Origin of the sequence: Neobacillus niacini, assembly GCF_031457145.1 — a bacterium.
In the GTDB taxonomy this organism is placed as follows: domain Bacteria; phylum Bacillota; class Bacilli; order Bacillales; family Cytobacillaceae; genus Neobacillus; species Neobacillus niacini_J.
The window spans coordinates 74,229-100,823 of sequence record NZ_JAVDVZ010000002.1; the positions used below are offsets into that span (position 1 = coordinate 74,229).

At 38.0% G+C, this 26,595-nt stretch carries 30 protein-coding genes and 5 pseudogenes; 7 read left to right on the forward strand and 28 right to left on the reverse strand.

Features of this window, described 5'->3' with window-relative positions; translation table 11 throughout:
• Positions 1-526: 526 nt before the first annotated feature.
• The gene (locus J2Y03_RS05140; protein WP_310191532.1) at positions 527-1,369 is read left to right on the forward strand and encodes an aldo/keto reductase; all 843 of its coding nucleotides are present in this window, start codon (positions 527-529) and stop codon (positions 1,367-1,369) included.
• 365 nt (positions 1,370-1,734) lie between these two features.
• Here J2Y03_RS05140 and J2Y03_RS05145 read toward each other — a convergent pair whose 3' ends face one another.
• Positions 1,735-2,622, reverse strand: coding sequence for a LysR family transcriptional regulator (locus J2Y03_RS05145; protein ID WP_310191535.1), 888 nt, complete (start codon positions 2,620-2,622; stop codon positions 1,735-1,737).
• A 123-nt stretch (positions 2,623-2,745) separates the two neighbouring features.
• On the opposite strand from J2Y03_RS05145, the gene J2Y03_RS05150 reads away from it, so the two are divergent.
• The 4 genes from J2Y03_RS05150 (at position 2,746) to J2Y03_RS05165 (ending at position 5,658) form a co-directional block, all read left to right on the forward strand.
• A complete protein-coding gene (locus tag J2Y03_RS05150) occupies positions 2,746-3,447 on the forward strand; it encodes a CoA transferase subunit A (protein ID WP_310191538.1) in 702 nt (233 codons plus the stop codon).
• A 22-nt stretch (positions 3,448-3,469) separates the two neighbouring features.
• Positions 3,470-4,126: a CoA transferase subunit B gene (locus J2Y03_RS05155; RefSeq protein WP_310191539.1), complete on the forward strand. Its 657-nt coding sequence runs from the start codon at positions 3,470-3,472 to the stop codon at positions 4,124-4,126.
• Between the two features lie 529 nt (positions 4,127-4,655).
• A complete protein-coding gene (locus J2Y03_RS05160; RefSeq protein ID WP_310191541.1) occupies positions 4,656-4,844 on the forward strand; it encodes a hypothetical protein in 189 nt (62 codons plus the stop codon).
• Positions 4,845-5,019: 175 nt separating this feature from the next.
• Positions 5,020-5,658 (forward strand): tetratricopeptide repeat protein, encoded by a 639-nt coding sequence (locus tag J2Y03_RS05165; protein ID WP_310191545.1) that lies wholly within the window; start codon positions 5,020-5,022, stop codon positions 5,656-5,658.
• Between the two features lie 483 nt (positions 5,659-6,141).
• On the opposite strand, the pseudogene J2Y03_RS05170 reads toward J2Y03_RS05165, so the two are convergent.
• The 21 genes and pseudogenes from J2Y03_RS05170 to J2Y03_RS05265 form a co-directional block, all read right to left on the reverse strand.
• Positions 6,142-6,342, reverse strand: a pseudogene (locus J2Y03_RS05170) (phosphorylase family protein); the annotation flags it as partial.
• Between the two features lie 106 nt (positions 6,343-6,448).
• A complete protein-coding gene (locus tag J2Y03_RS05175) occupies positions 6,449-7,804 on the reverse strand; it encodes an MmgE/PrpD family protein (RefSeq protein ID WP_310191548.1) in 1,356 nt (451 codons plus the stop codon).
• 180 nt (positions 7,805-7,984) lie between these two features.
• A complete protein-coding gene (locus J2Y03_RS05180) occupies positions 7,985-8,137 on the reverse strand; it encodes a hypothetical protein (protein ID WP_310191550.1) in 153 nt (50 codons plus the stop codon).
• A pseudogene (locus tag J2Y03_RS05185) lies at positions 8,116-8,349 on the reverse strand (IS701-like element ISPlan1 family transposase); the annotation flags it as partial. The pseudogene J2Y03_RS05185 and the gene J2Y03_RS05180, both read right to left, overlap by 22 nt.
• Positions 8,350-8,593: 244 nt before the next feature.
• A complete protein-coding gene (locus tag J2Y03_RS05190) occupies positions 8,594-10,027 on the reverse strand; it encodes an NAD-dependent succinate-semialdehyde dehydrogenase (protein ID WP_310191552.1) in 1,434 nt (477 codons plus the stop codon).
• Between the two features lie 102 nt (positions 10,028-10,129).
• Positions 10,130-10,258, reverse strand: coding sequence for a TRAP transporter large permease subunit (locus tag J2Y03_RS28885; RefSeq protein ID WP_396954171.1), 129 nt, complete (start codon positions 10,256-10,258; stop codon positions 10,130-10,132).
• A 155-nt stretch (positions 10,259-10,413) separates the two neighbouring features.
• Positions 10,414-10,776: pseudogene (locus tag J2Y03_RS05195) on the reverse strand (acyl-CoA dehydrogenase family protein); the annotation flags it as partial.
• Positions 10,777-10,825: 49 nt separating this feature from the next.
• Entirely contained in the window at positions 10,826-11,842 is a 1,017-nt protein-coding gene (locus J2Y03_RS05200; RefSeq protein WP_310191554.1) for an NAD-dependent epimerase/dehydratase family protein, read from the reverse strand.
• A gap of 182 nt (positions 11,843-12,024) precedes the next feature.
• Positions 12,025-12,402, reverse strand: coding sequence for a TRAP transporter large permease subunit (locus J2Y03_RS05205; RefSeq protein WP_310192982.1), 378 nt, complete (start codon positions 12,400-12,402; stop codon positions 12,025-12,027).
• A gap of 61 nt (positions 12,403-12,463) precedes the next feature.
• Positions 12,464-13,501: an alcohol dehydrogenase catalytic domain-containing protein gene (locus J2Y03_RS05210; protein WP_310191556.1), complete on the reverse strand. Its 1,038-nt coding sequence runs from the start codon at positions 13,499-13,501 to the stop codon at positions 12,464-12,466.
• 21 nt (positions 13,502-13,522) lie between these two features.
• Entirely contained in the window at positions 13,523-13,813 is a 291-nt protein-coding gene (locus J2Y03_RS05215) for a hypothetical protein (protein WP_310191560.1), read from the reverse strand.
• 918 nt (positions 13,814-14,731) lie between these two features.
• A complete protein-coding gene (locus J2Y03_RS05220) occupies positions 14,732-15,142 on the reverse strand; it encodes a Zn-ribbon domain-containing OB-fold protein (protein ID WP_310191562.1) in 411 nt (136 codons plus the stop codon).
• Positions 15,142-16,275 (reverse strand): thiolase family protein, encoded by a 1,134-nt coding sequence (locus J2Y03_RS05225; RefSeq protein ID WP_310191565.1) that lies wholly within the window; start codon positions 16,273-16,275, stop codon positions 15,142-15,144. Before J2Y03_RS05225 ends, J2Y03_RS05220 begins: the two co-directional genes overlap by 1 nt.
• Positions 16,276-16,431: 156 nt before the next feature.
• Positions 16,432-16,773, reverse strand: a complete 342-nt coding sequence (locus J2Y03_RS05230) for an MBL fold metallo-hydrolase (protein WP_310191568.1) — start codon at positions 16,771-16,773, stop codon at positions 16,432-16,434.
• 254 nt (positions 16,774-17,027) lie between these two features.
• On the reverse strand, positions 17,028-17,990 hold the full coding sequence (locus J2Y03_RS05235) for a cyclase family protein (protein ID WP_310191570.1): 963 nt from the start codon (positions 17,988-17,990) through the stop codon (positions 17,028-17,030).
• Positions 17,991-18,155: 165 nt separating this feature from the next.
• Complete coding sequence (locus tag J2Y03_RS29120; protein WP_310191573.1) at positions 18,156-18,386, reverse strand: hypothetical protein; 231 nt, start codon at positions 18,384-18,386, stop codon at positions 18,156-18,158.
• Positions 18,387-18,391: 5 nt separating this feature from the next.
• Positions 18,392-18,796 carry a thiolase C-terminal domain-containing protein gene (locus tag J2Y03_RS05245; RefSeq protein WP_310191576.1) on the reverse strand — a complete coding sequence of 135 codons (405 nt, stop codon included), beginning with the start codon at positions 18,794-18,796 and terminating at the stop codon, positions 18,392-18,394.
• Positions 18,797-18,837: 41 nt separating this feature from the next.
• A complete protein-coding gene (locus tag J2Y03_RS05250) occupies positions 18,838-19,167 on the reverse strand; it encodes a hypothetical protein (protein WP_310191579.1) in 330 nt (109 codons plus the stop codon).
• A gap of 91 nt (positions 19,168-19,258) precedes the next feature.
• A complete protein-coding gene (locus J2Y03_RS05255; RefSeq protein ID WP_310192985.1) occupies positions 19,259-19,426 on the reverse strand; it encodes an FCD domain-containing protein in 168 nt (55 codons plus the stop codon).
• Positions 19,377-19,514 carry a hypothetical protein gene (locus tag J2Y03_RS05260; RefSeq protein WP_310191580.1) on the reverse strand — a complete coding sequence of 46 codons (138 nt, stop codon included), beginning with the start codon at positions 19,512-19,514 and terminating at the stop codon, positions 19,377-19,379. Before J2Y03_RS05260 ends, J2Y03_RS05255 begins: the two co-directional genes overlap by 50 nt.
• A 30-nt stretch (positions 19,515-19,544) precedes the next feature.
• Positions 19,545-19,628, reverse strand: a complete 84-nt coding sequence (locus J2Y03_RS05265; RefSeq protein WP_310192987.1) for a GntR family transcriptional regulator — start codon at positions 19,626-19,628, stop codon at positions 19,545-19,547.
• A gap of 60 nt (positions 19,629-19,688) precedes the next feature.
• On the opposite strand from J2Y03_RS05265, the pseudogene J2Y03_RS05270 reads away from it, so the two are divergent.
• A pseudogene (locus tag J2Y03_RS05270) lies at positions 19,689-19,988 on the forward strand (transposase); the annotation flags it as partial.
• A 46-nt stretch (positions 19,989-20,034) separates the two neighbouring features.
• Here J2Y03_RS05270 and J2Y03_RS05275 read toward each other — a convergent pair.
• From J2Y03_RS05275 to J2Y03_RS05285, 3 genes are all read right to left on the reverse strand, one after another.
• Positions 20,035-21,540 (reverse strand): tripartite tricarboxylate transporter permease, encoded by a 1,506-nt coding sequence (locus J2Y03_RS05275; RefSeq protein ID WP_310191581.1) that lies wholly within the window; start codon positions 21,538-21,540, stop codon positions 20,035-20,037.
• Between the two features lie 12 nt (positions 21,541-21,552).
• Positions 21,553-21,999 (reverse strand): tripartite tricarboxylate transporter TctB family protein, encoded by a 447-nt coding sequence (locus J2Y03_RS05280; RefSeq protein ID WP_310192989.1) that lies wholly within the window; start codon positions 21,997-21,999, stop codon positions 21,553-21,555.
• 241 nt (positions 22,000-22,240) lie between these two features.
• Positions 22,241-23,245: a tripartite tricarboxylate transporter substrate binding protein gene (locus J2Y03_RS05285; protein ID WP_310191585.1), complete on the reverse strand. Its 1,005-nt coding sequence runs from the start codon at positions 23,243-23,245 to the stop codon at positions 22,241-22,243.
• A 165-nt stretch (positions 23,246-23,410) separates the two neighbouring features.
• Between J2Y03_RS05285 and J2Y03_RS29125 the strand changes: the two are divergent.
• Positions 23,411-23,650, forward strand: a pseudogene (locus tag J2Y03_RS29125) (IS4 family transposase); the annotation flags it as partial.
• Here J2Y03_RS29125 and J2Y03_RS05290 read toward each other — a convergent pair.
• From J2Y03_RS05290 to J2Y03_RS05300, 3 genes are read right to left on the reverse strand one after another with little or no spacing between them, the layout of a single operon-like run.
• Positions 23,647-25,275 carry a class I adenylate-forming enzyme family protein gene (locus tag J2Y03_RS05290; RefSeq protein WP_310191588.1) on the reverse strand — a complete coding sequence of 543 codons (1,629 nt, stop codon included), beginning with the start codon at positions 25,273-25,275 and terminating at the stop codon, positions 23,647-23,649. The pseudogene J2Y03_RS29125 and the gene J2Y03_RS05290 overlap by 4 nt on opposite strands.
• A gap of 55 nt (positions 25,276-25,330) precedes the next feature.
• Positions 25,331-26,137: an N-acyl homoserine lactonase family protein gene (locus tag J2Y03_RS05295; RefSeq protein ID WP_310191590.1), complete on the reverse strand. Its 807-nt coding sequence runs from the start codon at positions 26,135-26,137 to the stop codon at positions 25,331-25,333.
• Between the two features lie 50 nt (positions 26,138-26,187).
• Positions 26,188-26,592: a Zn-ribbon domain-containing OB-fold protein gene (locus J2Y03_RS05300; RefSeq protein WP_310191592.1), complete on the reverse strand. Its 405-nt coding sequence runs from the start codon at positions 26,590-26,592 to the stop codon at positions 26,188-26,190.
• Between the last annotated feature and the right edge of the window lie 3 nt (positions 26,593-26,595).

A 26,595-nucleotide genomic window follows, 5' to 3' on the forward strand; every position in this document is an offset into this window, starting at 1 on the left:
TGGAAATATCTTAAGAAGAATAGAAGTATGTTTAGAATTTTTTAAATAGTGTAACGGGGGGACTGGTACTTGGTGCACCACTCACTAGTTTTATTGCTAGTACAACTTCGCTTAAGATGGCCATAACATTCTTCACTATTGTGAAGTCGGCTGAATATTGCCGTAGTGCCAATACATTTGGGTAACCGAAAGCTAATTAGAAGTAGTTGGTGCAATGGATAGGCCGGGAGTCATTAAAACTTAATATGTTGATAATGTGGTAAAACACTGACGAACTAGCGAAGAAATATCTATAAGTGGGCCTATTTAGAAATGAGTGTTGTTTGTTAAAGGGAACAAAACAAGGTCAACCACTTCTACGATAGGAGTTTTTTTCTTGTTTGTAAATACATATTTTTTAAATTATGGGATATTTTTGAAGTGCTCAATACTAGTGGAAGCCGCCCTTGTTTTCCCAATCCTCATTAATGAAAACGTTTCAAAGTTGTGCTAATCTTAAGATATTAATGGAGAGGAGTGTTAGTTTATGGAAATTAGGATTCCAGAGGTTACGTTAAATGATGGATTAACTTTGCCTGTGATTGGTTTTGGTACATACCCTCTTAAAGGAAATGATGGAGTAAATACCATCGTAAGTGCGATCAATAATGGCTATCGCCTTATTGACTCAGCTTATAATTACGAAAACGAAGGAACGGTTGGGGAAGCTGTTCGCCGCAGTTCTATACCAAGACATGAATTACTCATTACTTCCAAACTTCCAGGTCGCTATCAGGAATACGACAAAGCAGTAACAACCATTCAAGAATCTCTATACCGAGCTAACCAAGATTACTATGATCTATACCTCATTCACTGGCCAAACCCTAACCAGGATAAATATGTAGAAGCTTGGCAGGCTTTGATTGACGCTAAAAAATGGGGACTCATTCGTTCAATCGGGGTTTGTAATTTCTTACCTGAACACCTGGATCGTTTGGAAAAGGAAACCGGCGTCAAACCAAGCATTAACCAAATTGAGTTACATCCATTCTTTAACCAGGCTGAACAAAGAAAATATCATGAAGAGAAAAATATTGCGACAGAATCTTGGAGCCCATTCACTCGCGGATTCAAAGACTTAGAAATTGATTCACTTCAAACAATTGCTGCCCAACATAACAAAACGATTCCACAAATCGTTTTACGTTGGCACTATCAGCTTGGAGCGATTTCAATTCCTAAATCAGCATCACCAGTTCGCCAGTTAGAGAACATTTCCATTTTTGACTTCTCACTAGATGATGCAGAAATGGCTATGATTTCGGCCTTAAGCCGCCCTGATGGAAGGATTGCTAATCAGGATCCTGCGGTTTATGAGGAATTTTAATCAAGTTCGACGATTTCAAAATCACACTTTGCAAGCAACCAAAATCATTTTTTAAGAAAACCGGGCATAGCCCGGTTTTTCTTATATAGAGCTTACATTCATAACCCTTATACCGTTTCTGCAAGGATTTTGTGAAGTCCTGGAACGTTGCTTCCTTTCTCATTTCTTTTAAACGATTATATAACGTTTTATGAAGGCGGTTGTTCATCACATTTAAATCATCTGTGATTTGTGACGCTACAGAATAATAATTTAAATTCCCATTATAGCGGTGTTAAAGCATCAAATGTTCTCTATATTTTATAAAACTTTCAGAAATAAATTTATTTTTCTATTCAAACTTTACTAGTTTGTCTTCACTCCTTTTAATCCTCTACTATTCCATTTTCAAGTATTTTTAACACTTCTCTCAAGGCAAAACTGTGATATGTATCCTTTTTCGTGATAATGCCAAGTCTCCAATACAAGGTTGGTTCGGTTATTGGAACGATTTGAAGGTTACGATTATTTTGTTTTTGGAAAATAGACTTTGGCAGTAAAGCTACACCAAATTCAGAAGAAACAAGTTCAGTTATTAGATCCCACTGTGAACTTTGATAGGCGATTTCAGGCATAAATCCTGCACCTAGGCAAACATCCTTAATATAATCATGCAGCGTAAACTCTTCAGAAAAAAGGATAAACTTTTCTCCTTTTAACTCGGGAATCGTAACTGAACTCTTCCTAGCAAGTGGATGCTGTTTATGTACATAAAGAACAAATTCATCTGTAATAAATGGACGAATTGTAAACTTTAAATCATCTTCTGGAAGCACCACAATTCCAAGGTCTATCTGGCCATTCTCAACAAGCTGGCCAATTAGTTTTGCTCCACGCTCCACTAACTGAAGGGAAACGTTAGGGTATTTTTCCTGGATCCGCTTCGCCAGAATCGGGAAAAACAAAGTACCAATTAGCGGCGGAATCCCGATTTTGATTTCACCAAATGCAACATTCCTTAAATCGTCAAGCAGATTGTTTATCTCAGATAGGGCTGCCAATGATTTTTGCGCCTGCTGGTAAACAATTTGTCCGGCATCGGTCAACTGTAAATGGCGGGTTGTGCGATTGAACAATTCTACATTCAATTCTACTTCTAGCTTTTTCACGGCTTTACTGAAAGATGGCTGTGAAAGGTAGGAATGAGCCGCGGCTTTGGTAAAGCTTTGATGGTTCACGACTTCAATAAAAGATTTTAAATCACGAAGTTCCACATAATCCCCTCCATTTATTCCATATTTTCATAGTATATATTCTTTTTATGTATTTTACTTATAAATCAATCGCATGTAAACTATTAAATAGTAGAATATTCAGACTAAGGGGAGGAAAAATACATGAAATCTAGTAAAATACTTACTTCATTTTCGGAAGCGGTTTCAGATATCCAGGATGGTGCAACTTTAATTGTCGGCGGATTTGGTCTATCCGGTATTCCGGAGAAGGCGATTCAAGCCTTGAGGGAACAAGGAACAAAAAATTTAACGGTTGTTAGTAATAATTGCGGTGTTGATGACTGGGGATTAGGTCTCTTACTAGCAAATAAGCAAATTAAAAAAATGGTTTCTTCCTATGTTGGAGAAAATAAAATTTTTGAACAACAATTTCTTAGTGGTGAACTAGAAGTTGAATTGACTCCTCAAGGTACTCTTGCTGAGCGCATTCGAGCAGGCGGTGCAGGGATTCCTGGTTTTTATACAGCAACAGGTATGGGAACCCCGATTGCAGAAGGAAAAGAAGTCAAAGAATTTGATGGAAAAACGTATATCCTTGAACGCGGGATTGTTGGGGACTTTGCCCTAGTAAAAGCATGGAAAGCCGATACTCTTGGTAACCTAGTCTACCGTAAAACCTCGCGAAATTTCAATCCATTGGCAGCAATGGCAGGTAAAATCACGATTGCAGAAGTAGAAGAAATTGTTGAGGCAGGCGAGCTAAATCCAGATGAAATCCATACACCAGGTATCTACGTACAGAGGATCCTGTTAGGAACTAACTATCAAAAACGAATTGAGCGACGCACTGTTGTTCATGCGTAATTAATATAAGGAGCTGATACATTTGAAAGACATACGTTTATCAATAGTAAATAGAGCAGTACAAGAAATTAAAGATGGTATGAATGTCAACCTTGGAATCGGTTTACCTACTTTGGTGGCGAATGAAATTCCAAAAGATATAAATGTATTATTACAATCAGAAAATGGTCTCCTAGGCATTGGGCCCTACCCGTTTAATGGTCAGGAAGATCCAGATTTGATTAATGCAGGAAAAGAAACAATTACCACTGTACCTGGAGCTTCGTTTTTTGACAGTGCTGAATCATTCGCAATGATTCGCGGCGGACATATTGACTTAGCCATCCTCGGCGGCATGGAAGTATCTGAAAACGGTGATCTGGCTAATTGGATGATTCCCGGTAAGATGATCAAAGGGATGGGTGGAGCAATGGATCTCGTTAACGGTGCCAAACGGGTTGTCGTTATTATGGAACATGTAAATAAGTATGGTGAGTCCAAGATAAAGAAAGAGTGCTCCCTACCGTTAACTGGACAGAAAGTTGTCCACCGCTTAATCACTGATCTAGCTGTATTTGATTTTACACCATCAGGCATGGTACTCATTGAAACAGCAAGCGGTGTGACGGTTGCTGAGGTAACGGAAAAAACGGAAGCAGCTTTTACCGTTTCTCCTGAGCTTTTGGAAGCTCAAAAATAAGGTATCTTTAAAGCTCGGGGTACGATGTAAGACAAATGGTTTCTGCCATTCTCACAATATGTTTTTTACAAAAACTATATTATTCGACTTAAAAAAGTGTAGCCTGGAAAAAGCCAGGCTACATCTTTTTTCCTTATGGTACTATAGCTAACCCTCTATATCATACAAGTCGTTCTGAACAATTTTTTCTGATCGAACACCATCAGTTTGTAACCCAAAATATTAAACTTCCAAATATCATGATGTTCTTTAACAACTTCTCATAATTCCTCAGATCCATTCACAGGCTTGAACTGACTGAACTTTCCAATATAAATGTTAGGTTCGTTTATTCTTCTTTCTTATTCCATTTAAATCCCACACAATTCTAATAAAATAACAGGCTGGTGGACACGCTTTTCTGAATTGTTATAAGATTCAAAATATGTTCATTATTATTCCAATTATGAAGAAAGATTGGGCGTATAATTTAGAAAAGGGATTTTGAAAATTCTTATCCCCTAATCCTATTTGGAAGGAGGTCCTGATCATGTCATTCGCTGATTTTGAAGATATTTACCGAATTTGTACAAATTTTAACGATGATGGACATACGATAGATATCGGTAGGACGCCAGGCACAATGGGTACAGATATTCCTTTAACTAGTCCCGATCGTTGGTGGGAGCTTGCAGAAAAGGAAATTCAACGTAAAAAAAGAGAAAATATACTAGTTTAACAATTTCTTTTGAATATAAGTTTATTAATAAATTCTGACATCTTATTGGCGAAATTTTGGCATCCCTTGTTTATTCATAGCAGAGTAATCAAGGGATGTTTATTTTTACATTTTTTTATTAAAGTCTGTCAGCTACATTAATTCAAAATATGAAAACATCTTAGGAGGAATTAATTTGAAAAATGATGCATTTAAACTTAATTTTGATTGTTGTCTAGCAGAAATGGAAAATAATCTTAACTATAATCCTCATGTTCTCTTTCATGAATATAAGAGATTCTATGAATCTGAATGTTTTTTGGAGGCATTAGGGATTCTTAAATATTTACTAAATAAAGGCTTTCCCAGTGCGGAGTTTGAAATGGGGCAACACTACTATTACGGTAGTGAAAAGTTAGTAGTTTCACAAGATTACTTAAAGGCTTTTCATTGCTTTTCAGCAGCTGCAGAAAATGGACATGCGGAAGCTCTCTATTACCAAGGTCAAATGCTTCTATATGGTACTGGTGTTGTTTTGGACATTAATCAAGGATTGTCTTCCTTAAATATTGCCGCAATTGAAGGGGTAAACAAAGCTATAGATAGATTGGGCAAAATTTATCACTACGGCTATTGTGATATTTCACCAGATAATAGAAAAGCAGAATACTACTATCGGACTGCGGTAAACAACGGATACCCCCCTTCAATGTTCAATCTTGCATTATTACTGGAAAATCAATATAGGTTTGAAGAAGCTTATGAATTAATTATCCAATCGGCAATCAGAGGTTATATGGATGCTGTTAATTACAGTATGAGTACATACAAATAATCTTGGCGGGTTTACGTGGGAATTGTTCTAATCTTTCAAGATCCATACTGAAACCTCCTAAACATGTTATGTAAACTATTTTTAACTAAAAACAAAATGTTTACTCAAAAGGATACTTATTTTCTTGACTCTCTTTTGAAATACAAAATCAAAGTGGACGATCGGGAAGGTTCTTTCGAAAAGAAGGAGTTATTTCTTCAAAGCAAAAAGTTGGTAACTGGGAGTGAGTTACCCAAGCCCTGATTTTATTTGGAGAAACAATGGATAATTTTGTTGTGACAAAAGAAAAGCACCTCCATTATCGAATCAAAAGATTGGAGAATGATCGTATGTATTGCATTAATTTTAGGTGCATCCATTGGGCTAAAACTCGTCGCCTAAATTTCACTTAACAAGATAGATCATTTAGCCAGTACCTATCTTGTACAACTTCAGCTGACTTTTTATCATCATGATAAAAAGTCAGCATGAAAATATAATCTATTACATTCTTGCAATGGTTTCCTTCACTAGTTTGATAAATTTCTCTCTTACCATTGGAGCCACTTCAATGACTTCATCATGACTTAATGGTTGATCTAGAATCCCGCATGCCATATTGGTTAAACAGGAAATACCAAGTACTTTCATACCTCCGTGAATCGCTACAATCGCCTCTGGGACAGTTGACATACCAACAGCATTATCCTCTTAAATTGATTGTAATGACTTAACTATGATGTGACCATAAAACTCGGATAGCTTCAAATTATCTAAATACAGTAGGATTTTGTATTTTTAAGAAGAGATATTATGAGATTGACTCAGTTGATAAACTCTTAATTAATTGTCTAATATCTTTTTTAAATTCCAATTTTTCTATTTCTGCAATTAGATTATCAAACTGCCTTGGTGTAATCATTAATTCATTCTTAATATTTGTTATATATTGTAGTGCACGATCCCAACCATACTCCAATAGCTTTTCTCCTTGGTTAATTTCAACTGTAATATTCCTGTCGTCATTTAATGAAATGCTAATTATACTGCTATACCGTGGTAATTCCTCATTTTTGCTTACTTCAATTTTCTTTGTTAGTTTTAATATTTCTTCATTTTCCGTTAGTTGTAATAAATCAACTCTTATAGTCTTATATAATATAGCGAGGGCGAAAGAAAATTGGATACTCATTAATGTTGCGGAAGAACTGTTAAAAGGCCCCTGGTTGTCAACTCCTGGATAAACAGCCTCGTATTCATTCATAGTAATATTAATGCGCTTAATATTTTTAGCGTTAATATTATTATTTTGAATAATTTCCATCATTTTAATTACAGGAACTTGATTAATTGTACAGACTGGATAAGGTTTTAATGTTACATTTAATATATCCCAAGAGTTTCCCAAAGAATCCAACCTATCTGAGATGTTTTGAGGTTCACCAGTATATGCATTATAAAAGCCTTTAGAACCTTCGAACGTGTCAGGAGCAGCATTAAATCCAGCTAGCACTAATTGTGCAGCAAGTACTCCATGCATCGAGGCCATAGCTGTTTGTAATTGATATTCACTAGTCCCAGCGATCCATGTTTGATTGAGTCCAGAAGAAAAATTAGCGGCTAATGATAATGCAGAGGCGGTTTGTTCCTCATTTAAATGGTATAATATTGATGCTACTGTTGCAGCTCCAATAGGTCCATATATTCCTGATGCGCGAAAACCTTTCAATGTTGTCGCTTTACTAAACTCATTTCCGACGTATGAGGTTACCTCGTATGCGGCTAATATAGCTCTTAAAAAATCTTTTCCATTTGACCTTTTTGATTCAGCAATTGCTAATGCCGCCGGTATTACAATACAACCTATATGCGTACCACAGCTATGTTGGATGTCATCCTGGGCCCGAGAGTGAAACATAATAGCATTAATAAGGGCGGCTTTAGGTGCTGTTGTTGATGACCCGTTGAAAAATATAGTTGCTTCAGTTGATTTTTCTGAACTTCCCATTTTTAAATAATTTTGAGCTAATATCATACTAGAATTATCTGCAATTCCAATAGAGAGGTTATGTAATAATATCGTTTTTAATTTTTCTTTAACTTCTAGGGGAACAACATCGTAATTAATCCCTGTAATAAATTTAGCTATTTTTTCGGCGTTTTTCAAGGTAATTATCCCTTCCTTTTTGATGAAAAGCATCCAAGTAAATTTTGAAAATTATTTACTTGGGTGCTAGTGCATTCAAAGTGATTTTATTATATGAATTCCTATTGCTTTCTATTAAAGATAATTTATAATCGAAAAATATTTATACTTTAGTATTAGTTAACAAACAAAGAAATAAGATTATTTGAATTTGGTATTTTTCCAGAATTCTACCGTTTCAGTTAAGGCTTGATCTAGAGGTGTTGCTTCAAATCCAGTAGTTTCCGCAAATTGATCACCTGAAGCTTCAAAGTCAACTAAAAATTGATAAAGAGTAAGTCGTGCTCGTTCCACGAACCCTTCTTTAAGAAATGACTAAGCGTTGTGCGGTGTTTCTTTTGAAAACTGAAAGAATGAATTTCTGTGAGTTTGCCTGAGAATCCAACACTTAACATCCCATCTACAAAGTTAGTAAGATGGTTGATAACAGGTTTTGAAAAGTAAAAGGGAAGTTTCCATTCTACTAAGCCATTGTAGATTTCTTCTTGATATGATAGTCTATTCATTGGACAAATAACGCTCCTCTGGATGGATTATTGTGTAGGAACTTTGATTCTAAACCAGATTTGCGTATTTGTCTTTTTCTATTTTTATAATATGGAAATATTTTGTGAACTAAATTTACTCATTCTAAGTACATATATAAAAAGATTACTAACAAGCTAGAAACGAAAATGGCCGAAAAGAACAAAAATGGCTCTTTCAGAGGCAAACTTCTTTCTAGTGTGAGATAGGCAACATGAATTTCATTCAGAAATTAAGTTGAAAGGAAAGATATTTGTAATCCAAATAATCGTCGATGCCGTACTTACCGCCTTCGCGTCCAACCCCAGATTCTTTAACTCCTCCAAACGGTGCTTGTGCAACTGTTGGCAGAGGGTCATTGATTCCAACGATTCCATATTCTAATTTTTCTGGAACCCTAAACATACGGGATCCGTCGTTAGTAAAGATATAAGAAGCCAGACCATAGATGGTATCATTTGCATATTTAATTGCTTCTTCCTCAGTTTTAAAAGTGAAGATAGGAGCAACTGGACCAAATGTTTCTTCATAAGCAATTTTCATATTGTGATTAGCATTTAGAAGAACTGTAGGGGCGAAAAAGCTTCCCTTTGCATACTCACCTTCTGTGAGCCTGCTGCCTCCGCAAAGGATCGTTGCTCCTTTTTCCACTGCATCATCAATATGCTCTTGGGCTTTTTCTGTTGCTTCCGTATTAATTAGTGGACCGATCGTTACACCATCTTCAAGACCATTTCCGATTTTTAATCTTTTCATCTTTTCAGCTAAAATGCTAGAAAATTTCTCGACCACTGATTCTTGGACATAAATCCTGTTTACGCATACACAGGTTTGGCCTGCGTTCCTGAATTTACTAGCCATAACACCCTCTGCAGCGAGCTCTAGATCAGCATCTTCGAATACTAAGAATGGTGCATGTCCACCCAATTCCATTGATACTTTCTTCATTGTCTTAGCAGATTGACTGACTAATTTTTTCCCTACTTCCGTAGAGCCAGTAAAGGTGATTTTGCGAACCATATGACTGTCCATCATGGCGCCAACTATCTCAGATGCAGATCCATTTACTAGGTTAACGACTCCAGCAGGAACCCCAGCATCATGCAAGGCTTTGAACACTTCAAGGGCTGACAAAGGAGTTACAGATGCAGCTTTTACAATAATGGTGCATCCAGCTGCAAGGGCCGGTGCCAATTTTCTTGTGATCATGGAAAATGGGAAGTTCCAAGGTGTAATGGCTCCTACTACTCCTACCGGTTGACGAAGCACTAATAACCGCTTGTTTGGCTCTGATGCCGGAATCGTATCGCCATAAATACGCTTCCCTTCTTCTGCATACCAATCAAGATAGTCAATTCCTAAACTGACTTCCCCAACTGCTTCATCCTTTGGCTTCCCCATTTCACGTGTCAGAATTTCGGCAATTTTATCCGTGCGATCGCGAAGAATATCAGCTGTTTTCTTTAGGTAACCATAACGATCTTTTGCTGTTAATACAGACCAAGATTTAAATGCTTCATTTGCAACCTTGATCGCTTCTTCCGTATCAACTGCGCCACCCTTTGCTACTTTTTGAACTAATTCTCCAGTAGCCGGATTAATTACATCAAACGTATTTTTTGAAATTGCCTCTCTAAATTCACCATTTATATATAACATTATTATTTCCTCCATTTATTGAATTCTTTACCCCTGTTAATTACTGTCCTAACAGGTATAAAGAAAGTTTTTGTATGAACGTAAACACTAGTAGATTAATAATTAATATAAACATAGGGGGACTACATTAACGATTAAGGAGTTCATTTTGATATCACCGAGTGTTTTGGCAACAGATATATTGACTCCTAGTGGCGGGGTTAAGAGCCCTATAGCCATATTAACAATCATAACTACTCAAAAATGAATCAAATTGATTTCGTATTGCCAAAGCAACGGTAACAAAATTGGAACAACAATAATTAATTGCTGCACAAAACACTAAAAATATTCCCAATATGAGAAGTAAAGTGTTCACTAAGATTAGAAGCACAAATCCGTGTGCATCAGTATGTTCTAGGTAATCCAAGTACGTGTTCAGCTACGAATGATAGAATTAAATTAGTAGATATTGGAGCTACTTGATAGAGACGTGTTTCCCTGAATTTACGCTCTACATCACAGTCTTCAGCAAAACCGAAACCTCCGTGTGTTTGTAATGCTGTATTTGCTGCTCCCCAAGATGCATCTGCTGCAAGCAGCTTTGCCATGTTTACCTCTGCTCTACACACTTTCCCTGCGTCAAACAATGCCGCTGCTTTGAAGCGCATTAGGTCTGCTGCTTCCACATTTACATGGGCACGCGCAATCGGGAATGAAATTCCTTGGTTTTGTCCGATTGAGCGATTGAACACAACTCTTTCATTTGCATAATTTGTAGCAAAGACCGTCTAATATGCCTCTTCTTACTAAAAAATGTTATTTAAATTTGGTTACTTTCCAATAGGCTATCGTCTTCGCAATGGCTTGCTCCAAAGGTGTCGGTACAAAACCTGTAGCTGCTATGAATTGATCACCCGACGCTTCGAAATCCATCAGAAACTGATAGAGTATTTCTTCTCGCGCCTTAAGGACGGGATTATCAGATCCTAACTGGCGGAGCATAGATGGTGTAATGACACCAGTTTGTGGTTTCCTAGTTGAAATAATTCCCTGGCAGTTCAACTCTGCAATGAATAATTGTGCAAGATCTTGAGAAGGAAGGTGCGACACATGCGGTATAATCCAGGAACGGTTCAATAACTTGGAATGTGGAGTCATAGCGAGCAAGGCCATGGCTCGTCCAATATCCGGAGCGTACGCCCAAGAATGACGCAAGGTTGGATTGCCCAGAAACTGAACCGTCTTTCCCTGTAATAACGGATCTATAAATCTATCCCCAAAAACACTTTGACGGGTGGCCCCCGGACCAAAATATTGAGAGGCTTGCAACGTCGACCACACTAGCCCGTGTTCTACCCGCGCTTTGCGCAACATGATATGTAGATCTAGACGAACCTGGCCCTTCTCACTAGGTGGATTTCTTTCCGAGTCTTCAGTCAAGGGGCCAGATACCGGTGGTGCATATACATAAAGATTATCAGCACAAATCAGTCGAGCTTTAGTGGCCAAGGCTGCATCGTTAACGTGCTGCTGGATAATAGGCAATTGTTCAACCCATTCATGGTACTGGGGAACGACCGTATGAATCAGAACTGACGAACCATCCGCAAAATTCCGAATGCTTTCGGCATTAAGGGCATCAATTTCATGCCAGCTCAAACAACCGTTTTTCATAGCAGTCCGGACATTTTCAGGCACCCAAGCAGGTGCTTGACCTCGGCGATTACCCATTCGTATATGAAAATCACTTGATTTCAATTCACTTTCCAAGGCTGCTGCAGTCCAGAGCCCAAGAGGACCGGTACCCATTATTGAAATTACATTTTTATTCATTGTATTCTCTCCTCGTATATTAGTAGTAAGAGCTCTTTCTAGAAGAATTTACAATTAATCCGGATCCTGAAAATACACAATATAAAGCTTTTATACAAAGAAGTAAGATGAAGTTCCGAGACATAAACTTAAACGCGATCTCGTCTTCATCGCAAGAAAATTGGGACAATTTGACGTTTTCGCTAATCATCCATTCCCATCCCAAGGATAAGTGGTAAAATAAGTGGAATTGTAATAACAACCATCGCTAGCGCATCCATAACTGCTCCTAGAATGATATACATAATAATAATAATCGCAAATAAAGCTGCAGGTGGTAAAGATAACCCAGTAAGAATATTAGCTAAGAAAAGTGGAACCCTTGTAACCGTAAAGAAATAATTTAGTAGAAATGCCATAATGAGAATCGCAAACAAAAATCCTGTTGTCGTCAAGGTTTTAGACATCGCGCCGACTAATTTCTTAAAGGTTAACCTCTTCCTAATAAGTGCGATAAGGAACGTCGCAAAAGCACCGATTCCGGCTGCCTCAGTAGGATTGTTTAGACAAAAACATTCTATTCCCCCCTATTTTTGCTAAATTTAATATTCTTCTAATTGAATAGGCTTCACTAAGTTTATTTTATGGTTTTAAAAGGATTCTTCCTGTTATTGTCCCTGATTCCATCATTCTATGAACTTCAGCTGCACTCTCCAAAGGATATGTTGCGGAAATATGTGGGGATACTAATCCTCTCTTTACCAGGTCCAAAGAATCAATTAATTGCTGTCTTGTCGTGCTTGTAGCAGATAACAAATGGATGTTTTTTGAAAATAGTTGGGCAGGATTAAAAGACACAAAAGCGCCTGTTAATTGACCAACAAGGATCCAACGTCCTCCAACTGCCAAACTTTTTCGAACTGAATTAAAAACATGACTACCAACATTATCAATGACAACATCTACTCCATAGCCATCGGTAACTTCTAATACCTTTTTTGAGAATTCTTCATCTTTTCCAACTAAAAGGACAACATCGGCTCCCACATTTTTAATCACCTCCACTTTTTCTGGAGATGTAGTTATACAGATAACAAATCCACCGGCACTTTTTGCCAACTGCACACCATGTATTCCCAAGCCTCCCCCTGCGCCTGTCACTAATACTTTTTCACCTATTCCCAGTTTTCCCACATCTCTTATTGCATTGAATTCGGTTCCAATCGTACAAGCTGTGACAGCTGCATCATCAAGAGTAACCTCATCTGGAACGATTGCTAAATTATCTTCCTCGACCAAAACGTACTCTGCATAACCGCCATTTAATCCATTATCTCCTAAAAATGTCCGTTCTGGGCATGATGTCTCTTTACCGCTTCTACACCATTTGCACTTTCCGCAAATATGACTTCTCTGAGTTGTAGCAACTCTGTCTCCGATTTTAAACGCTTTTACTTGGTCACCCACTTGGTCAATGATTCCAGATATTTCATGACCAGGTATAAGAGGCATTTTAATTCCTCTTTTCATAGTTCCATTTCTAGTGACTACGTCATGGTAACAAACACCGCAAGCATGCACTTTAATTAAAACTTCCTGTCCTTTTGGAATGGGAACCGGTATATCCTCAAGTGTTAAAGCCGTCGAATCGCCTGGTTCGTAGATAACCATTGCTTTCATCTGATTTCCCCCTCTATAATCCTATTTATTTTGTAATATACTAACCTTACTCATTACTATGGTATTTTCTTTTAAAATAAAGAATTGATATAAATCATCAACTTTTAGCGGATATTCCAATATATTCCATGGCGCACCAATCACTCTATAGATTTCACCTCTATAATCTATACTTTTTAAAATATCAATAGATTTTACCTGTTCGTGATTAAATAATCTTTTCATATCATTAATTGGAACAACAATAGCACCAAGTTGAGTCAGATTTTCATCAAATCTTCTGAAGAAAAGTTGCGAATACCCTTCTTCCAATAAAGGTTTAAGCTGTCAAATTATAGGCGTTCTTTTTTTCACTGAATCAAATCTTCCATCAATTGCCAGTTTCTCTAACCCTAGAAGTTGCATATTTCTTCCCAAGACCCATTATTTCTATTTAAAGTGTAAAAGAGGTAGCTCATATTGTTGTCAATTGGTGCACCTAATTTTCTGGTTTAATCACCATCGATCTAATTTCACAACCTCAGCTCCAAGATCCGTACGTTCTATATGTAAATCATAATCCACAACAAGCACGTCTGCTGATTGTAATAGATTCAGCCATTCATTCTTAGTGGGGAAATAAATGAACCAATTCTCCGATATAAAAAATATTGAATATGCTCAAGGTATTGCTGGTCCATATTCAACTATGCTATTTTCCCCACAAGGATAATTGTTTCAATATTTCGTTTCGTTGTTCATATGGTTCGGGTGCCGGTTTTATATTGAGGTCATGTTCGGAAAATTTCCAAGGATACGCCCCGGCTTTTAAGCTAGCACCGTTCTTGAAAGGCAATTGCTGTATAAAATCATTTTTTACTATGTGAGTGTGGTAGGTGGTAGATTAGTTGATCCACGCTATGATAATAACCACATGGAACATGTTTTTCCTCAATGCTTGCATCCAGTATGTCGATTCTTTCAACGAGAAAAGAGGCTGACCAAGTTCCAACTGCAAAACTTGAACAATCTAAGACTTTTATACCCTCAAGTAATTTTTTCTCACATTGATCATCCTTTTATTTTTTGGAACTTGGCATTTTTCTAGACCCATTATTAGACAACACTACTAAAGTGTTCGGTTCAATTTGCTGGATTTCCATAAGCTAAACAGTATGAGAAATAACCTTCCTTTTCTTATAGTCAACCTTTTACTTACCTATTTAACATAAACCTACTATTTTGGATTAATTATTCTATTATTTTAAACTTTATAATCGTGTGATCATTTGTTATATCTTCAAAGAAGGCCTCTACTCTCATTCCAACACGTAAATCATGATTTGTAACTTCAACAATGTTAGAGAATAACTTCGGGCCATCATCTAACTTAATCACTGCCACATTGTAAGGAAGTGCATTCTCAAAACCTTGAAAATAGTTCTTATGGAAGAATCCATAAGACCATATTTCCCCTGTTTTAGAAACAGGTTTCCACTGAAATTCTGTCGATAAACATAGCGGACAGGAGGAAAACACAGGATAGCGATAGTGGTTACAAGTATTGCAGTATTGAACTTTTATCTCTCGATTTTTTGCAGCCTCCCAAAAAGGCTTATTAGTTTCATCCACCATTGGTAATGGCTTTTTGTAAACCGCCATTAATAATCCCTCCTATAAATGATTGAAGTAACCACAGGAGATGCGCACATATATTGTATGAAATTCGCATCCTTGATTTGTCTTTCCAAACATTCCCCCCTCAACTGTCTAACAGCTTCAACATTAAGATTCCATCCTTGCATATAACTTTCAGATAAATGTCCTCCATTTGTATTCGTCGGGAATTCACCTTCCAGTTCCAAACGGCCGTTCTGGATCCATTCTCCTGCTTCACCTATTGGACAAAAACCGAACCCTTCTAAAGAAAATAGAACCGTAGGCGAAAAATTATCATAAATCATTAATCCATCCATATCATTTCTATCGACTTCTGCCATTCGATAAACTTGAGTTGCAGTCTCATTCATAGCCTCATACCAGAAGTCTTCTGGAGGGACACTAGAATTGGTAAATGCTGTTGCCTGTCCAAAACCACTGATTATTACAGGTTTCTTTTTATAGTTTCTCGACCTTTCTTTTGAAGTGAGAATCATGCAAACAGCACCATCATTAATTAAGCAATAATCATAAATGTGAAGCGGTTCCACTATATACCTAGATGTTTGATGGTCTTTTACCGTGATTTTTTTTCTCATAACTGCATTAGGGTTCAAACTAGCATGCTTACGAAATGCGATCGGAATGGCAGCAAGTTGCTCTGATGTGGTTCCATATAAATGCATATGTCTTTGGAACATTAAAGCATGATGTGCACCTGGAGAAGTCATTCCGTATGGAAACCATTCACTCCCATTTCCACTTCCATAAGTACTATTCATTCCTCCATACTTCATCCCAATAGATTTTCCATTATTCCCATAGATCAATGCAACCGTTTTCACTATTCCTAGAGCAATAGCCATAACCGCTAGTTGTATCGACGTACCTGACTGTCTACCTTCGGAAGGAAGCTGCTTGATAAAAGTAGGATTAATACCCAGTATCTCAGCCATCTTTTGATAATTTGAAATTCGGTTCACAATTAATCCATCTATTTCCGATTTGTCTATTCCTGAGTCTTCTAGAGCTTCCTTAAAAGCCCAGACACCTAAACTATAATCATCATGTTCCGGGAAAACTCCATATTTTGTAGTTCCTACACCAACTACGGCAGCTTTATCTTTGAGGTTCATCGTCTTTATTACTCCCCTTTTCATTATTCAATTTTAAATATATATGAAGTAATTATTGTCTCTCCTGATAAAACGAAAGACTAAATCATGATTCCAGCAATTGCATAGCTTTAAGATGTTATCAACACTTCTTTATCAGGTTTACCCCACCATTCTTCAGGAATTTTTTACGAATCCGACGGTCATGCGCTGGTACAACAATATAACCTGTTGCATTATTCTAACCATCCCCTTTTCTGTATTTACAATGACGGATAGAGAGCCCGGAGTATGACCTGGTGTAAAAACAATTTCAAGTCCGTCTTTAAATAAGTAGTCTCCCTCAATAATCAATAAATTTTTAGGTTGATTGCGAGATATTAATTTGACATTCAATTCTTTATTATAGTAACCTCTTTGAATCGGAACTGGCTTAATGGCGTGAATAACTTCTTCTTTTTGAATAATGATTTGAGCATTGGGAAATAAATCTAGATTCCACGCATGATCAAAATGCATATGTGGTTTGGATGGTATATTTTCTGCAAAAATAAGTTGAACACATTGGACTCACTCACACCGTCAACACGTCCAGCATCTCTCTCTTTAAACGGACTAGAATCCTGTTTTAGCAGGAATCGAATGGCTATTCCCATTCGTACGCTCTTCTTTCTTTGGAGTTATGTACTTTCCTAACTTACTAACTTCATTAGTGTGTTTTGATGACTTGCCCTATATTGCTATGTTTATGGTCATCAATCAGGCGAACTATACTAGAATATAGCGTAAGCATTATTGGGTGACCCAACACCCTTCGGCAGATTTAAGGGAGCAGACACAAGTAAGAATTCGTACTGCTTAGAGCTCGAACAGAATTCCGACAGGTCCTCAAGAAACCAAAATTCTCCTATTGGCATACCTAATAGTGGTATAAGCAATCTATGAAGAAATCCTCGTTCTTTATTTACTCTAAGTACCTCAAACGATGGATTGTCTGCAGCGACAGCTGCTACTTTATGATCCCAAAGCCATCGTGCAGTTTCTTTCCCAGCTTCAATACCAGGAACATCTAAACCTCCCTCTCCAGGATGCATACTTCCCTTTAACTCAATCCTTTGCTCTGTAGGTATTGATAGATACCACTTTAACCAACCAGTCCTAAAAAGTAAGATATCCCCAGGAAGAACGGTCACTCCTTGCCATTCAAGCACTCTGTCAATATCTTGAGTCGTGAAAGCTCTTCGCTCTCTTGGATCTACAGGGTAATTTGTAGTAGCAAAGTAGGCTTCTAGATCGACTAATACACCACGGGTAATGATTCCATTTTTGGCTATAAAATCAATTCCAAGATCATTACTAGTATCAAGATCACTCTCTTCTCTTCCGCCATAGTACCCAAACTCACGATACCTAATGTGGCGCAAACTATCCCATTGACTGGAGCTCTGCAAGTAGAAGTTATCTAATAAATCATCTCGACCTGATCTACTAACATGAACTTCATGACGGAAATCATCCCGACTCTTTACCAAACTGGGACTTGGAACATTAAGGGGTAACGATAAACAAATGACTTTACCATTCCTAACCATAGTACATGCTGAAACCACTTTTTCATTTGTGATAAAGTTCATCGTTCCAAGATGGTCTTCTTTACCAAATACCTCCCAAGCATGATGTTCATTACTTTCTCCTATTGTCGGTAATTCATTGAATTTTGGAATTCTTAACGACATAATTCTAACACTCCTTTTTGAAAATAACTTTTTACTTCAGTACAAATTCGAACCCTACTCATTGAACATTTGTGAAAAGATAGACAAATTTGAAGGCCAACCCCTCCAACTTAATCGTTACACCGCGTCACTTCTTTTACTGGAGCAACTTTCTATATCTGTGAATTATCTAGCTTTAACGCCCCATAATATAACGAGTTCGTGATAAATTGCGTTTGCAAAAGTGTAAGAACTGTGATCAATTTTGGTATCCACCTGCACCAGTTTGCTATAATTGTTTGTCTGAAGATTACCTGTGGGAAAAATTAAAAGGGAGTGGGAAAGTAACTCATCATTGTTTACATAATTCCAAAACTGATCTTCGTAAACTCCTTTAATTGGTGAAGGCCTTTGCATTCCCTTTACTCCTTCGAATTCATGATTGTATTTACTTTTCCGGCAACATCACTTATGTATTGAATATTAAAACAGCTATCAATTTGTCTTTTACCAGCGTATCCACGTAACTGCCTAACTGCCTCAACTTGATGATTCCATCCTTGCATATATGAATCAGAAAGATGTCCACCCGAAGTATTAATCGGCAGTTTCCCACCCGGATCTATTGCACCTGTTGTAATAAATGAACCTGCTTCACCTATCGGACAAAAACCAAATCCTTCCAAAGCGTAGATAATATGACTACTAAAACTATCATATATCTGCAACGAATCAACACTCTCAGGTCCAAAACTACAAGTATTATAAAGTATATTTGATGCTTCTTTATGAGGTGTGTGATAATAATCTTCTAAACGGGGTTTCAATTGAGTCGCTGCTATGTTAGCATCACTTTTGGCAATACCGCTTACCACAACCAAAGGATTATTTGACTTTTTTGGCTTGCTTTCAATTGATTGAGAATCTTATATCCAACCGCGACATCCGCAAGTGTATATAACGCACCACCTTGGGCCACTCCATAAGTATTGGCGTTGAATGCTCCAAGATGCATTTGAATTTCTCCCTGCTCATTCCACACAATTCCAAGGATTTTTCCAAGATTATGGAACTTCTCATATGAAGTTGCTTGTAAGGCACCTACCGCTTTATGCAAGGTTTCCAATTGAGGAAGATTTAAGCAGTTCATCTGATCGATGATATTTTCTATCATTTTTCCTTTTGTTAACGTCTGCATATTTATAAATCCCTTTCTGCGAGAGTGAATCGAGAAAACTACTTACTCCATTATGTTATCTTTCTAACTTAAATAAATTTCCATTTTTAAATTATCTGTCTTCTAACTCAGAAACTGCTAAATTTTTCACCACTTTTTCAATCTTTTCAACTAATTCCTTTCCTGTACGGTCTATGTGTCTTGAGACCAGCTCTGCCGCTTGCTGAGAATCACTCTTTTTTACCGCCTCTAAAATATCTCGATGCTCCTGGTTCGATATTTTTTATGCTTTGCTGTACGGCCATCTTTTCAAGCTGAGATCTTAATTGATAGATATCTTCAATATCTTCAACATTTAATGAATTCACGACGGCCCCGCGATGTGGTTCAATTTTAATTTACCCTTCAATCTCCAACTTCCGAAGCGCCTCCCTGACCGGCATTCGGCTAACACCTAATGAATTAGCTAATTCCTCCTGCACTAACCTTTCTCCGGGAGGAATATCCCCACGTACAACCGTCCCGGGAAGGATAGCGTTTAACGTTTTCTCAATTCCAGTCGCTACAATTGGCGAAAGTTCTTGTTACTTCTTAGCTGTGGGCTGATTGAGACAAAGGTCGATCCTCTAACGGAAGAAGACCGTGTGAAGGTACTGATCTTTGACGATTCCTTCTTTTCACGTACCCGAAGTAAGACGGTAGAACTTTTAGCGAAAGTGCACGATCATACGACAGGTAAGTATGTTCGTGGATTCCGTATGCTCACATTAGGCTGGTCAGACGGGAATACGTTTATTCCACTCTGCTTTTCCTTGCTCAGTTCCCATAAGAAAAGCAGTCGCTACGTTGAAATAATGGCTTGATAAAATGCATTGTTCAGGCCTCCACTCAGATTTCAACGTCGCTTGAAAGCATGGAGCGTTTATTCCTGATTACGCTGTTGATACTGAGGATCAAGATGATGAAACAGATTCCCATTATGGTACCCGAAATCGGACGCGTGAAGAAGATCATTGCGCCATTTTCCGATGTAGCGAGCGATTGGAGCAGTGAAGATTCAATCTGCCCCCCCAGTACAAAGGCCAACACCGTTGCGGCAATCGGAATGTCCAACTTCTTCATGATATATCCTATCACCCCAAAGATAACCGTCATCACCACATCCCATAAACTGTTGTTGATACTGTATGTCCCAATCAGTATGACGATTAGAACAAGTGGGAACAACAATTTATAGGGGATCATGGCCACTTTTGCCCACATTCCAGCAAGGGGCATGTTCAGGATCAACAGAATCACGTTTCCAATAAACATACTGGCAATAACGCCCCACACAAAGTCAGGGTTATTCGTAAACAGGCCAGGCCCTGGTGTTAAACCGTGCATGATAAACGCTCCTAATATAACAGCAACAGTCGGCGAACTGGGAATCCCCAGCGTAAATAATGGAATCAGCGCCGCGCCGCTGTGGGCATTGTTTGCCGTCTCCGGCCCAGCTACACCCTCGATAGCCCCTTTTCCAAATCGGGACGGATTATTAGAAATTTTCTTTTCCAGAGAATAGGACAAAAGCGAGGCAATAACTGCATTGGCGCCCGGTATTAACCCCAGAACCATCCCTATTCCAGTCCCTCTCCCAATCGATTTAAGTGTCGGGCCCCATTCGTCCATTCTTGGCAACAGACCCTGGATTTCTTCCGGTTTTTCAATTTCCATTTGATTTTCGGCATTGGTAAAAATCTCTGATAAACCGAACAAGCCCATCGCGATAATGACGAAGTCAAGACCGTCTAACAATTCCATCTGTCCAAAGGTGAAGCGGATCTGCCCCGATATGGGGTCCATGCCGATTAACGATAAAATCAACCCAAAGACTGCAGCAATCAGTCCTCTTACCAACGATTTTCCCATCAAGGCAATCAGCATTAACAACCCCAGCATCATGATGGAAAAGAACTCAGGTGGACCAAATTTGAGGGCATAGTTGGCCAACGGTGGACCAATAAACGTCAAGCAGAGAACTGCCACGATCCCGCCGATAAAGGACCCGATGGCAGCCACCCCCAGTGCTACCCCAGCACGTCCTTGTTTCGCCAACTGATGACCGTCGATACAAGTGACAACCGATGCCGCCTCGCCGGGCGTGTTGATTAATATGGAAGTGATCGCCCCACCGTACATAGAGCCATAAAAAATACCCGAGAGCATGATAATCGCGGAAATCGGATCCATGCCATAAGTGATCGGCAATAGCAAAGCGGTTCCAGCCACTGGGCCTAGGCCAGGTAAAACACCAATAAACATCCCGATGGAAACACCAATTAAACAGTACAGCAGATTCCACCCGGTAAACGCCGTTTCAAACCCTTGAAGAAGATATGAAAGTGAATCCATTTAACCACCTCCTTAAAAACCTAGCCCATTGACGGGTAATGAAACTCCCAAAACACCGTCAAATAACCAGAACAGAATTATGGAAACACCAATCGAAATCAACAAGCTGGTGTACCATTTATAAGCCTTGAACAGCAAAAGAAATAAGAAAATCGATCCGGACACAACAAAGCCCGTAAAGGACACCAAAATGAGAAAAACAGCCAAACATGCCAAAATGAATAAAATATTTTTGAGAGCCTGTCCTTTTGGCCATTCTTCACCAGAACCAGCATTTTTTCCGCTAACTGACTCCAGGAAGTATAATATCGACAGAACAACCAAGATTCCACTCAGCCACACTGGGGAAAATCCCGGTCCAGGTCCCAGCTCACTTTTATATGAAAACTGGAATGATTGAACAAGAAATACAGCAGCAATCAGAAATACCACGATTCCTGCCCAAACACCTGCGTTCATCTTTTTCACGAGTATACACCGCCCTTTCTATCCCCAAACTATACAGTTAGTAGAGCAGCGGGCATATTACCAATTTTATATACCCGCTTTCTTCCGTGTTACTGAATCAATCCTGCTTTTTCATGAATTCACTATCATAATAGTTTTTCTATCATCCTAACAAACTATTCTCAGTTTTTAATACTATTAAAATATAGGAATGTTTATATTTCTGAACAACTCTTAATTCGGTTTTCTGTTGTTACTTAATCAGACCAATCTGCTTCAAGATTACTCCACTCTTGTTGAAAGAGTCCGTGAGCTCTTTTTGAAATTCTTCAGGACCGGCATAAGTAGTTACCATGCCCATTTTATTTAACTGTTCTACTACTGCAGGGTCTTCATATGCTTTTTTAAAGGAATCATGAAGAATGTCAAGAACGTCTTGTGGTACTCCCTTTGGAGCTAAAAGCCCGGAAGAAAGCTCACCTAACACCTCTATTCCCTTTTCTTTTGCGGTAGGTGCATCTTTATACCAATCTTGTTTACGATTACCCATATTGAGTAACACTCGTAGAGCTTTCGATTCCAAATGCGGTTTCACCTCTACGTTATTTAGTATCCCCCCTGGAACATGCCCGCCTAACAAAGCATTAATCTCCTCAGAGCCTTTTTCGAACGGAACAATCTTGCTTTTAATTCCTGTTGCCGCCTTTAACCCTTCCATCGAGATTTGGTAGAGTCCTCCAACTGCAGTTGTTGCATAAGAGAATTTATCGGGATTATTCTTGGCATAGTCTACCCATTCCTCATATGTTTTCCAAGGAGCGTCAGCTTTCACCACAAACAGTAACGGGTTTGCCGCCATTTTCATGATCGGTTGAAAACTATCGTGAGTATAAATAGTTTTTCCAAAGTGCGGTGTTGTCGAGATTATAGCTGACGAAGTAAACAATAGCTTATATCCATCTGGTTTTGCTTGGAATACTTCGGTTGAGCCAATCGCCCCTGCGCCACCTGGTTTATTGACGACAACAACAGGTTGGTTATTGGGAAGATATTTCTGAACAGCATCTGCCATTACACGAGCAAGTAAATCTGAAGAGCCCCCTGAACCAAGTGGAACGATAATTTCTATGGGTTTGTTAGGAAAGTCACTCTTCGGCTGCTCAGCCGGTTTACTGTCTCCTGATTGCTGGGTTGCCTGCGAACACCCTCCTGCGATGAGCGTAAAACTCAATACGAATAACATTATTAATCTCTTCATTCTTAATCCCCCTTAAAATTTTGGAGTTGTTAACCTTTAGCACAAATGAGCAAAAGTAACTTGCCGTAATTCATGGACAGCGTTAGATATTGTTACCGGGACGTTTTCGTTTTGTGCTAATCCTGATGCAAATGCTTACATCTTTTAACATCAGTTCAGGCATAAACAACGATCGTGTTCGCAGGATACATTGTATTGTCGTGCCAAAATTGCTATAACACTCTTGGTGGTTTATTTTACGAACTTTGTGATGAAGTAAGTGAACTTGATTGGGCCGTATCACTGCAGCCCAATCAATCGAGCTACTTAAAGATACTCTAAAAAGACAAACAGTAAAATCGAAAACTAATCAAAAGTCAACTTCAGCAGTGGATTACCGGTCTACCTAACTATATTAATGTTTAACTGCCTACTTCACATTGTGAAGTTAGAGTTACTAACAATTCTTTCAGTTGATTTTTGGGTACTTTTCCTGTGGCTGTATGTGGAAGATCCGCCTCTTTCATAAAGAAAATTTTTATTGGGACAGAATAAGAAGGCAAACCCGCTTTACAATAAGCAATAACCTCTTCTTCTGTTAATCTTTCACCACTTTTGGTCTCAATAACAGCAACAACCACTTCGTCTTTTACCGCATCTGGAAATCCAGTCACGTTCACTTCTGCAACTTTGGGATGTTTAATTATATATTCTTCAACTGCTCGAGGAGAAACCATGATTCCACCCGTTTTAATAAAGTCCTTGATCCTTCCAATAAAATGCCATCTTCCTATTTCATCTAAATACCCTCGATCCCCAGATCGGTAAAAGCCATCTTCAGTAAAAGCTTTTGCTGTATTTTCTGGATCATTATAATATCCTGATGTAATATATCCTTTAATTTGTAATTCCCCTTCTCTACCAGGAGGTAAAATTTCCCCAGTATCCATATCAGCAACTCTGAATTCAAAACCTGGATTAGGTTTACCATGGCAATTCATTTTAATCTCAAGTTCATCTGTACTCTCTGTCATAGAAGAATATCCATATGATTCAGTAGCACCATATATGTTGCAAATACTCGGAATTAATTCAGCAACCTTTTTAAATTGCTCAGGGGTACCTGAAGCTGAACCCTTTTGAAAATAAATTTTATTTTTATCGAAATTAGGATGATGAATAAGTCGATTGAACATATTAAATCTGCCATAATAAACAGTGCATTTTTCTTCTTCGAATAGTTTTAAAGCTACCTCTTCATCAAAATATTCTTGAATGACTACGCTAGCTCCGTGGGTCCATACCGCCATCAATGCATTTTCTGCAGATAATCCAAAGAAAATGGGGATGGCTAACCATAACTTGTCATTACAATTAATTTTTAGTCTCTCACCCGTATTGAAACCGTTCTCAATTAGACCCACATGGTGTACTTGAACCCCTTTTGGTCTTGCTGTACTTCCTGACGTGAACAATATATATGCTAAACCATCAGGTTCTACGAGTGAAGTAATTTCATTATACATGTCATCCTGGATCGAGGAACCCAATTGGAAAACATCGTTATAATCAGTTGTTCCTTCAAGCTTTTTATCCCCAAGAGAAATTAGCCTTTTTAGATGTGGATACTCCGAATGAGTCACTTCGTTTAAGGTGTACTGAGTGTAAGGGATTACTTCGTGAACATAATTAGCATAATCATAATTAAGAAACTTCTGAGAAAAAATAAGTACCTTTACATCTGCCTTTTTTAACACATACTCAATATCTGATGGCTTATACCATGTGTTTAAAGGGATTGCAACTGCTCCAATTTTAAAACAAGCTAAAACAGAAATGATCCATTCTGGTCGGTTTTGAATTAAAATTGCAACTTTATCATTTCGCCTCACTCCTAAATGAACTAGACCTTTTGCAAATTGATCTACTTCCTGCTTAAGCTGATGATAAGTCCATTTTTTCCCTTGAAAAATCATTGCCTCATTATCTTTATATTTCAATACATTCTCATCTAACAATGAACCTAAAGTTTTACTTAACGGCATAGTCATATTTAACCACCCTCTATAAATGAATGTTTTCTCGTATTTTTACCGACTACCACGTTTATTCTTCCTTTAGTGCAAAAACTTCTAATGGATCCTTACTCATGCTAGGTTTTCCCCACCATTGTTCAGGCATATGGACCGGAATTCTATCATCATGCGCAGGAATTACAATATCAACAGATTTCATGAATTTTTCCATGGTATTAATATAATTCATGACATTTTCTGTATGTATAGTATTAGGTAGATATGAGCCTTCTAGGAAACGTTTAGGATTGTTACTAATTTCAGAATCAGCGGGAAACCAGTTTTGATATCTAGGTCCCAGATCTGAACACAATCCTACCTTCCCCTTTTCTGTATTTACAATGACGGATAGAGAGCCCGGAGTATGACCTGGTGTAAAAACAATTTCAAGTCCGTCTTTTAATAAGTAGTCTCCCTCAATAATCAATAAATTTTTAGGTTGATTGCGAGATATTAATTTGACATTCAATTCTTTATTATAGTAACTTCTTTGAATCGGAACCGGTTTAATGGCGTGAATAACTTCTTCTTTTTGAATAATGATTTGAGCATTGGGAAATAAATCTAGATTCCACGCATGATCAAAATGCATATGAGTTAATATAACAATATCAATCTCACTAGGCATAACTCCATGTTTCTTTAATTCATTTATTATTGCATCTTCTCCACCACCTTCAGCTTTAGTTTTCCATCTTTTTTCCACAATTTTAGATTCTGGCATGCCTGCATCAACTAATACTTTAATACCATTTCCTTCAATGTACCAAGCATGAACAGGTTCCTTTTCTCCTAAATATAACCAACCTGCTATAAGTGTTCTAATTTTATAATCCAATCCTATTCCTCCCTAATTTAATAGCATCCCGAGTTCTATTATAGTAATCATTAATAAGGTACAAACTGAGGAAGTATCACATCACTATTTAATACTTGTTGATAAGTTAATCGAACTGACATTCCAATTTTCACCTCAGAAGGATCGATGTTTAACAAATTAGCGGTAACTCGTATCCCCTCCGCTAATTTAACTTGAACAACAATATATGGTAATTTATCAGCAAAATAAGGATAATAAGAATGGTGAAATACTACCCAAGAATCAATAGTACCAATTCCCTCACACTGAATAAGCTCAACCTCTTTTGAGAAACAATGATAACATACCGGTGCGATTGGCCAACGACGCGTTTTACAACCTGCACATTCTTGAATTACAAAGATACCTTCTTTTAATTTTTCCCAATGCCATCTATTATCTTGATTAATTACTGGTAAAGGCCGGTTGACCATTTT

What these genes read in the sequence shown, in the direction of transcription:
- J2Y03_RS05220 (WP_310191562.1), bottom strand. Translation starts at nt 15,142, where the DNA reads ATGGCGGTTTACAAAAAGCCATTACCAATGGTGGATGAAACTAATAAG.
- J2Y03_RS05150 (WP_310191538.1), top strand. Translation starts at nt 2,746, where the DNA reads ATGAAATCTAGTAAAATACTTACTTCATTTTCGGAAGCGGTTTCAGAT.
- J2Y03_RS05290 (WP_310191588.1), bottom strand. Translation starts at nt 25,275, where the DNA reads ATGACTATGCCGTTAAGTAAAACTTTAGGTTCATTGTTAGATGAGAAT.
- J2Y03_RS05225 (WP_310191565.1), bottom strand. Translation starts at nt 16,275, where the DNA reads ATGAACCTCAAAGATAAAGCTGCCGTAGTTGGTGTAGGAACTACAAAA.
- J2Y03_RS05230 (WP_310191568.1), bottom strand. Translation starts at nt 16,773, where the DNA reads ATGCATTTTGATCATGCGTGGAATCTAGATTTATTTCCCAATGCTCAA.
- J2Y03_RS05200 (WP_310191554.1), bottom strand. Translation starts at nt 11,842, where the DNA reads ATGAATAAAAATGTAATTTCAATAATGGGTACCGGTCCTCTTGGGCTC.
- J2Y03_RS05285 (WP_310191585.1), bottom strand. Translation starts at nt 23,245, where the DNA reads ATGAAGAGATTAATAATGTTATTCGTATTGAGTTTTACGCTCATCGCA.
- J2Y03_RS05300 (WP_310191592.1), bottom strand. Translation starts at nt 26,592, where the DNA reads ATGGTCAACCGGCCTTTACCAGTAATTAATCAAGATAATAGATGGCAT.
- J2Y03_RS05160 (WP_310191541.1), top strand. Translation starts at nt 4,656, where the DNA reads ATGTCATTCGCTGATTTTGAAGATATTTACCGAATTTGTACAAATTTT.
- J2Y03_RS28885 (WP_396954171.1), bottom strand. Translation starts at nt 10,258, where the DNA reads ATGATTGTTAATATGGCTATAGGGCTCTTAACCCCGCCACTAGGAGTC.
- J2Y03_RS05275 (WP_310191581.1), bottom strand. Translation starts at nt 21,540, where the DNA reads ATGGATTCACTTTCATATCTTCTTCAAGGGTTTGAAACGGCGTTTACC.
- J2Y03_RS05250 (WP_310191579.1), bottom strand. Translation starts at nt 19,167, where the DNA reads ATGCAGACGTTAACAAAAGGAAAAATGATAGAAAATATCATCGATCAG.
- J2Y03_RS29120 (WP_310191573.1), bottom strand. Translation starts at nt 18,386, where the DNA reads ATGCAAAGGCCTTCACCAATTAAAGGAGTTTACGAAGATCAGTTTTGG.
- J2Y03_RS05235 (WP_310191570.1), bottom strand. Translation starts at nt 17,990, where the DNA reads ATGTCGTTAAGAATTCCAAAATTCAATGAATTACCGACAATAGGAGAA.
- J2Y03_RS05280 (WP_310192989.1), bottom strand. Translation starts at nt 21,999, where the DNA reads ATGAACGCAGGTGTTTGGGCAGGAATCGTGGTATTTCTGATTGCTGCT.
- J2Y03_RS05140 (WP_310191532.1), top strand. Translation starts at nt 527, where the DNA reads ATGGAAATTAGGATTCCAGAGGTTACGTTAAATGATGGATTAACTTTG.
- J2Y03_RS05190 (WP_310191552.1), bottom strand. Translation starts at nt 10,027, where the DNA reads ATGTTATATATAAATGGTGAATTTAGAGAGGCAATTTCAAAAAATACG.
- J2Y03_RS05210 (WP_310191556.1), bottom strand. Translation starts at nt 13,501, where the DNA reads ATGAAAGCAATGGTTATCTACGAACCAGGCGATTCGACGGCTTTAACA.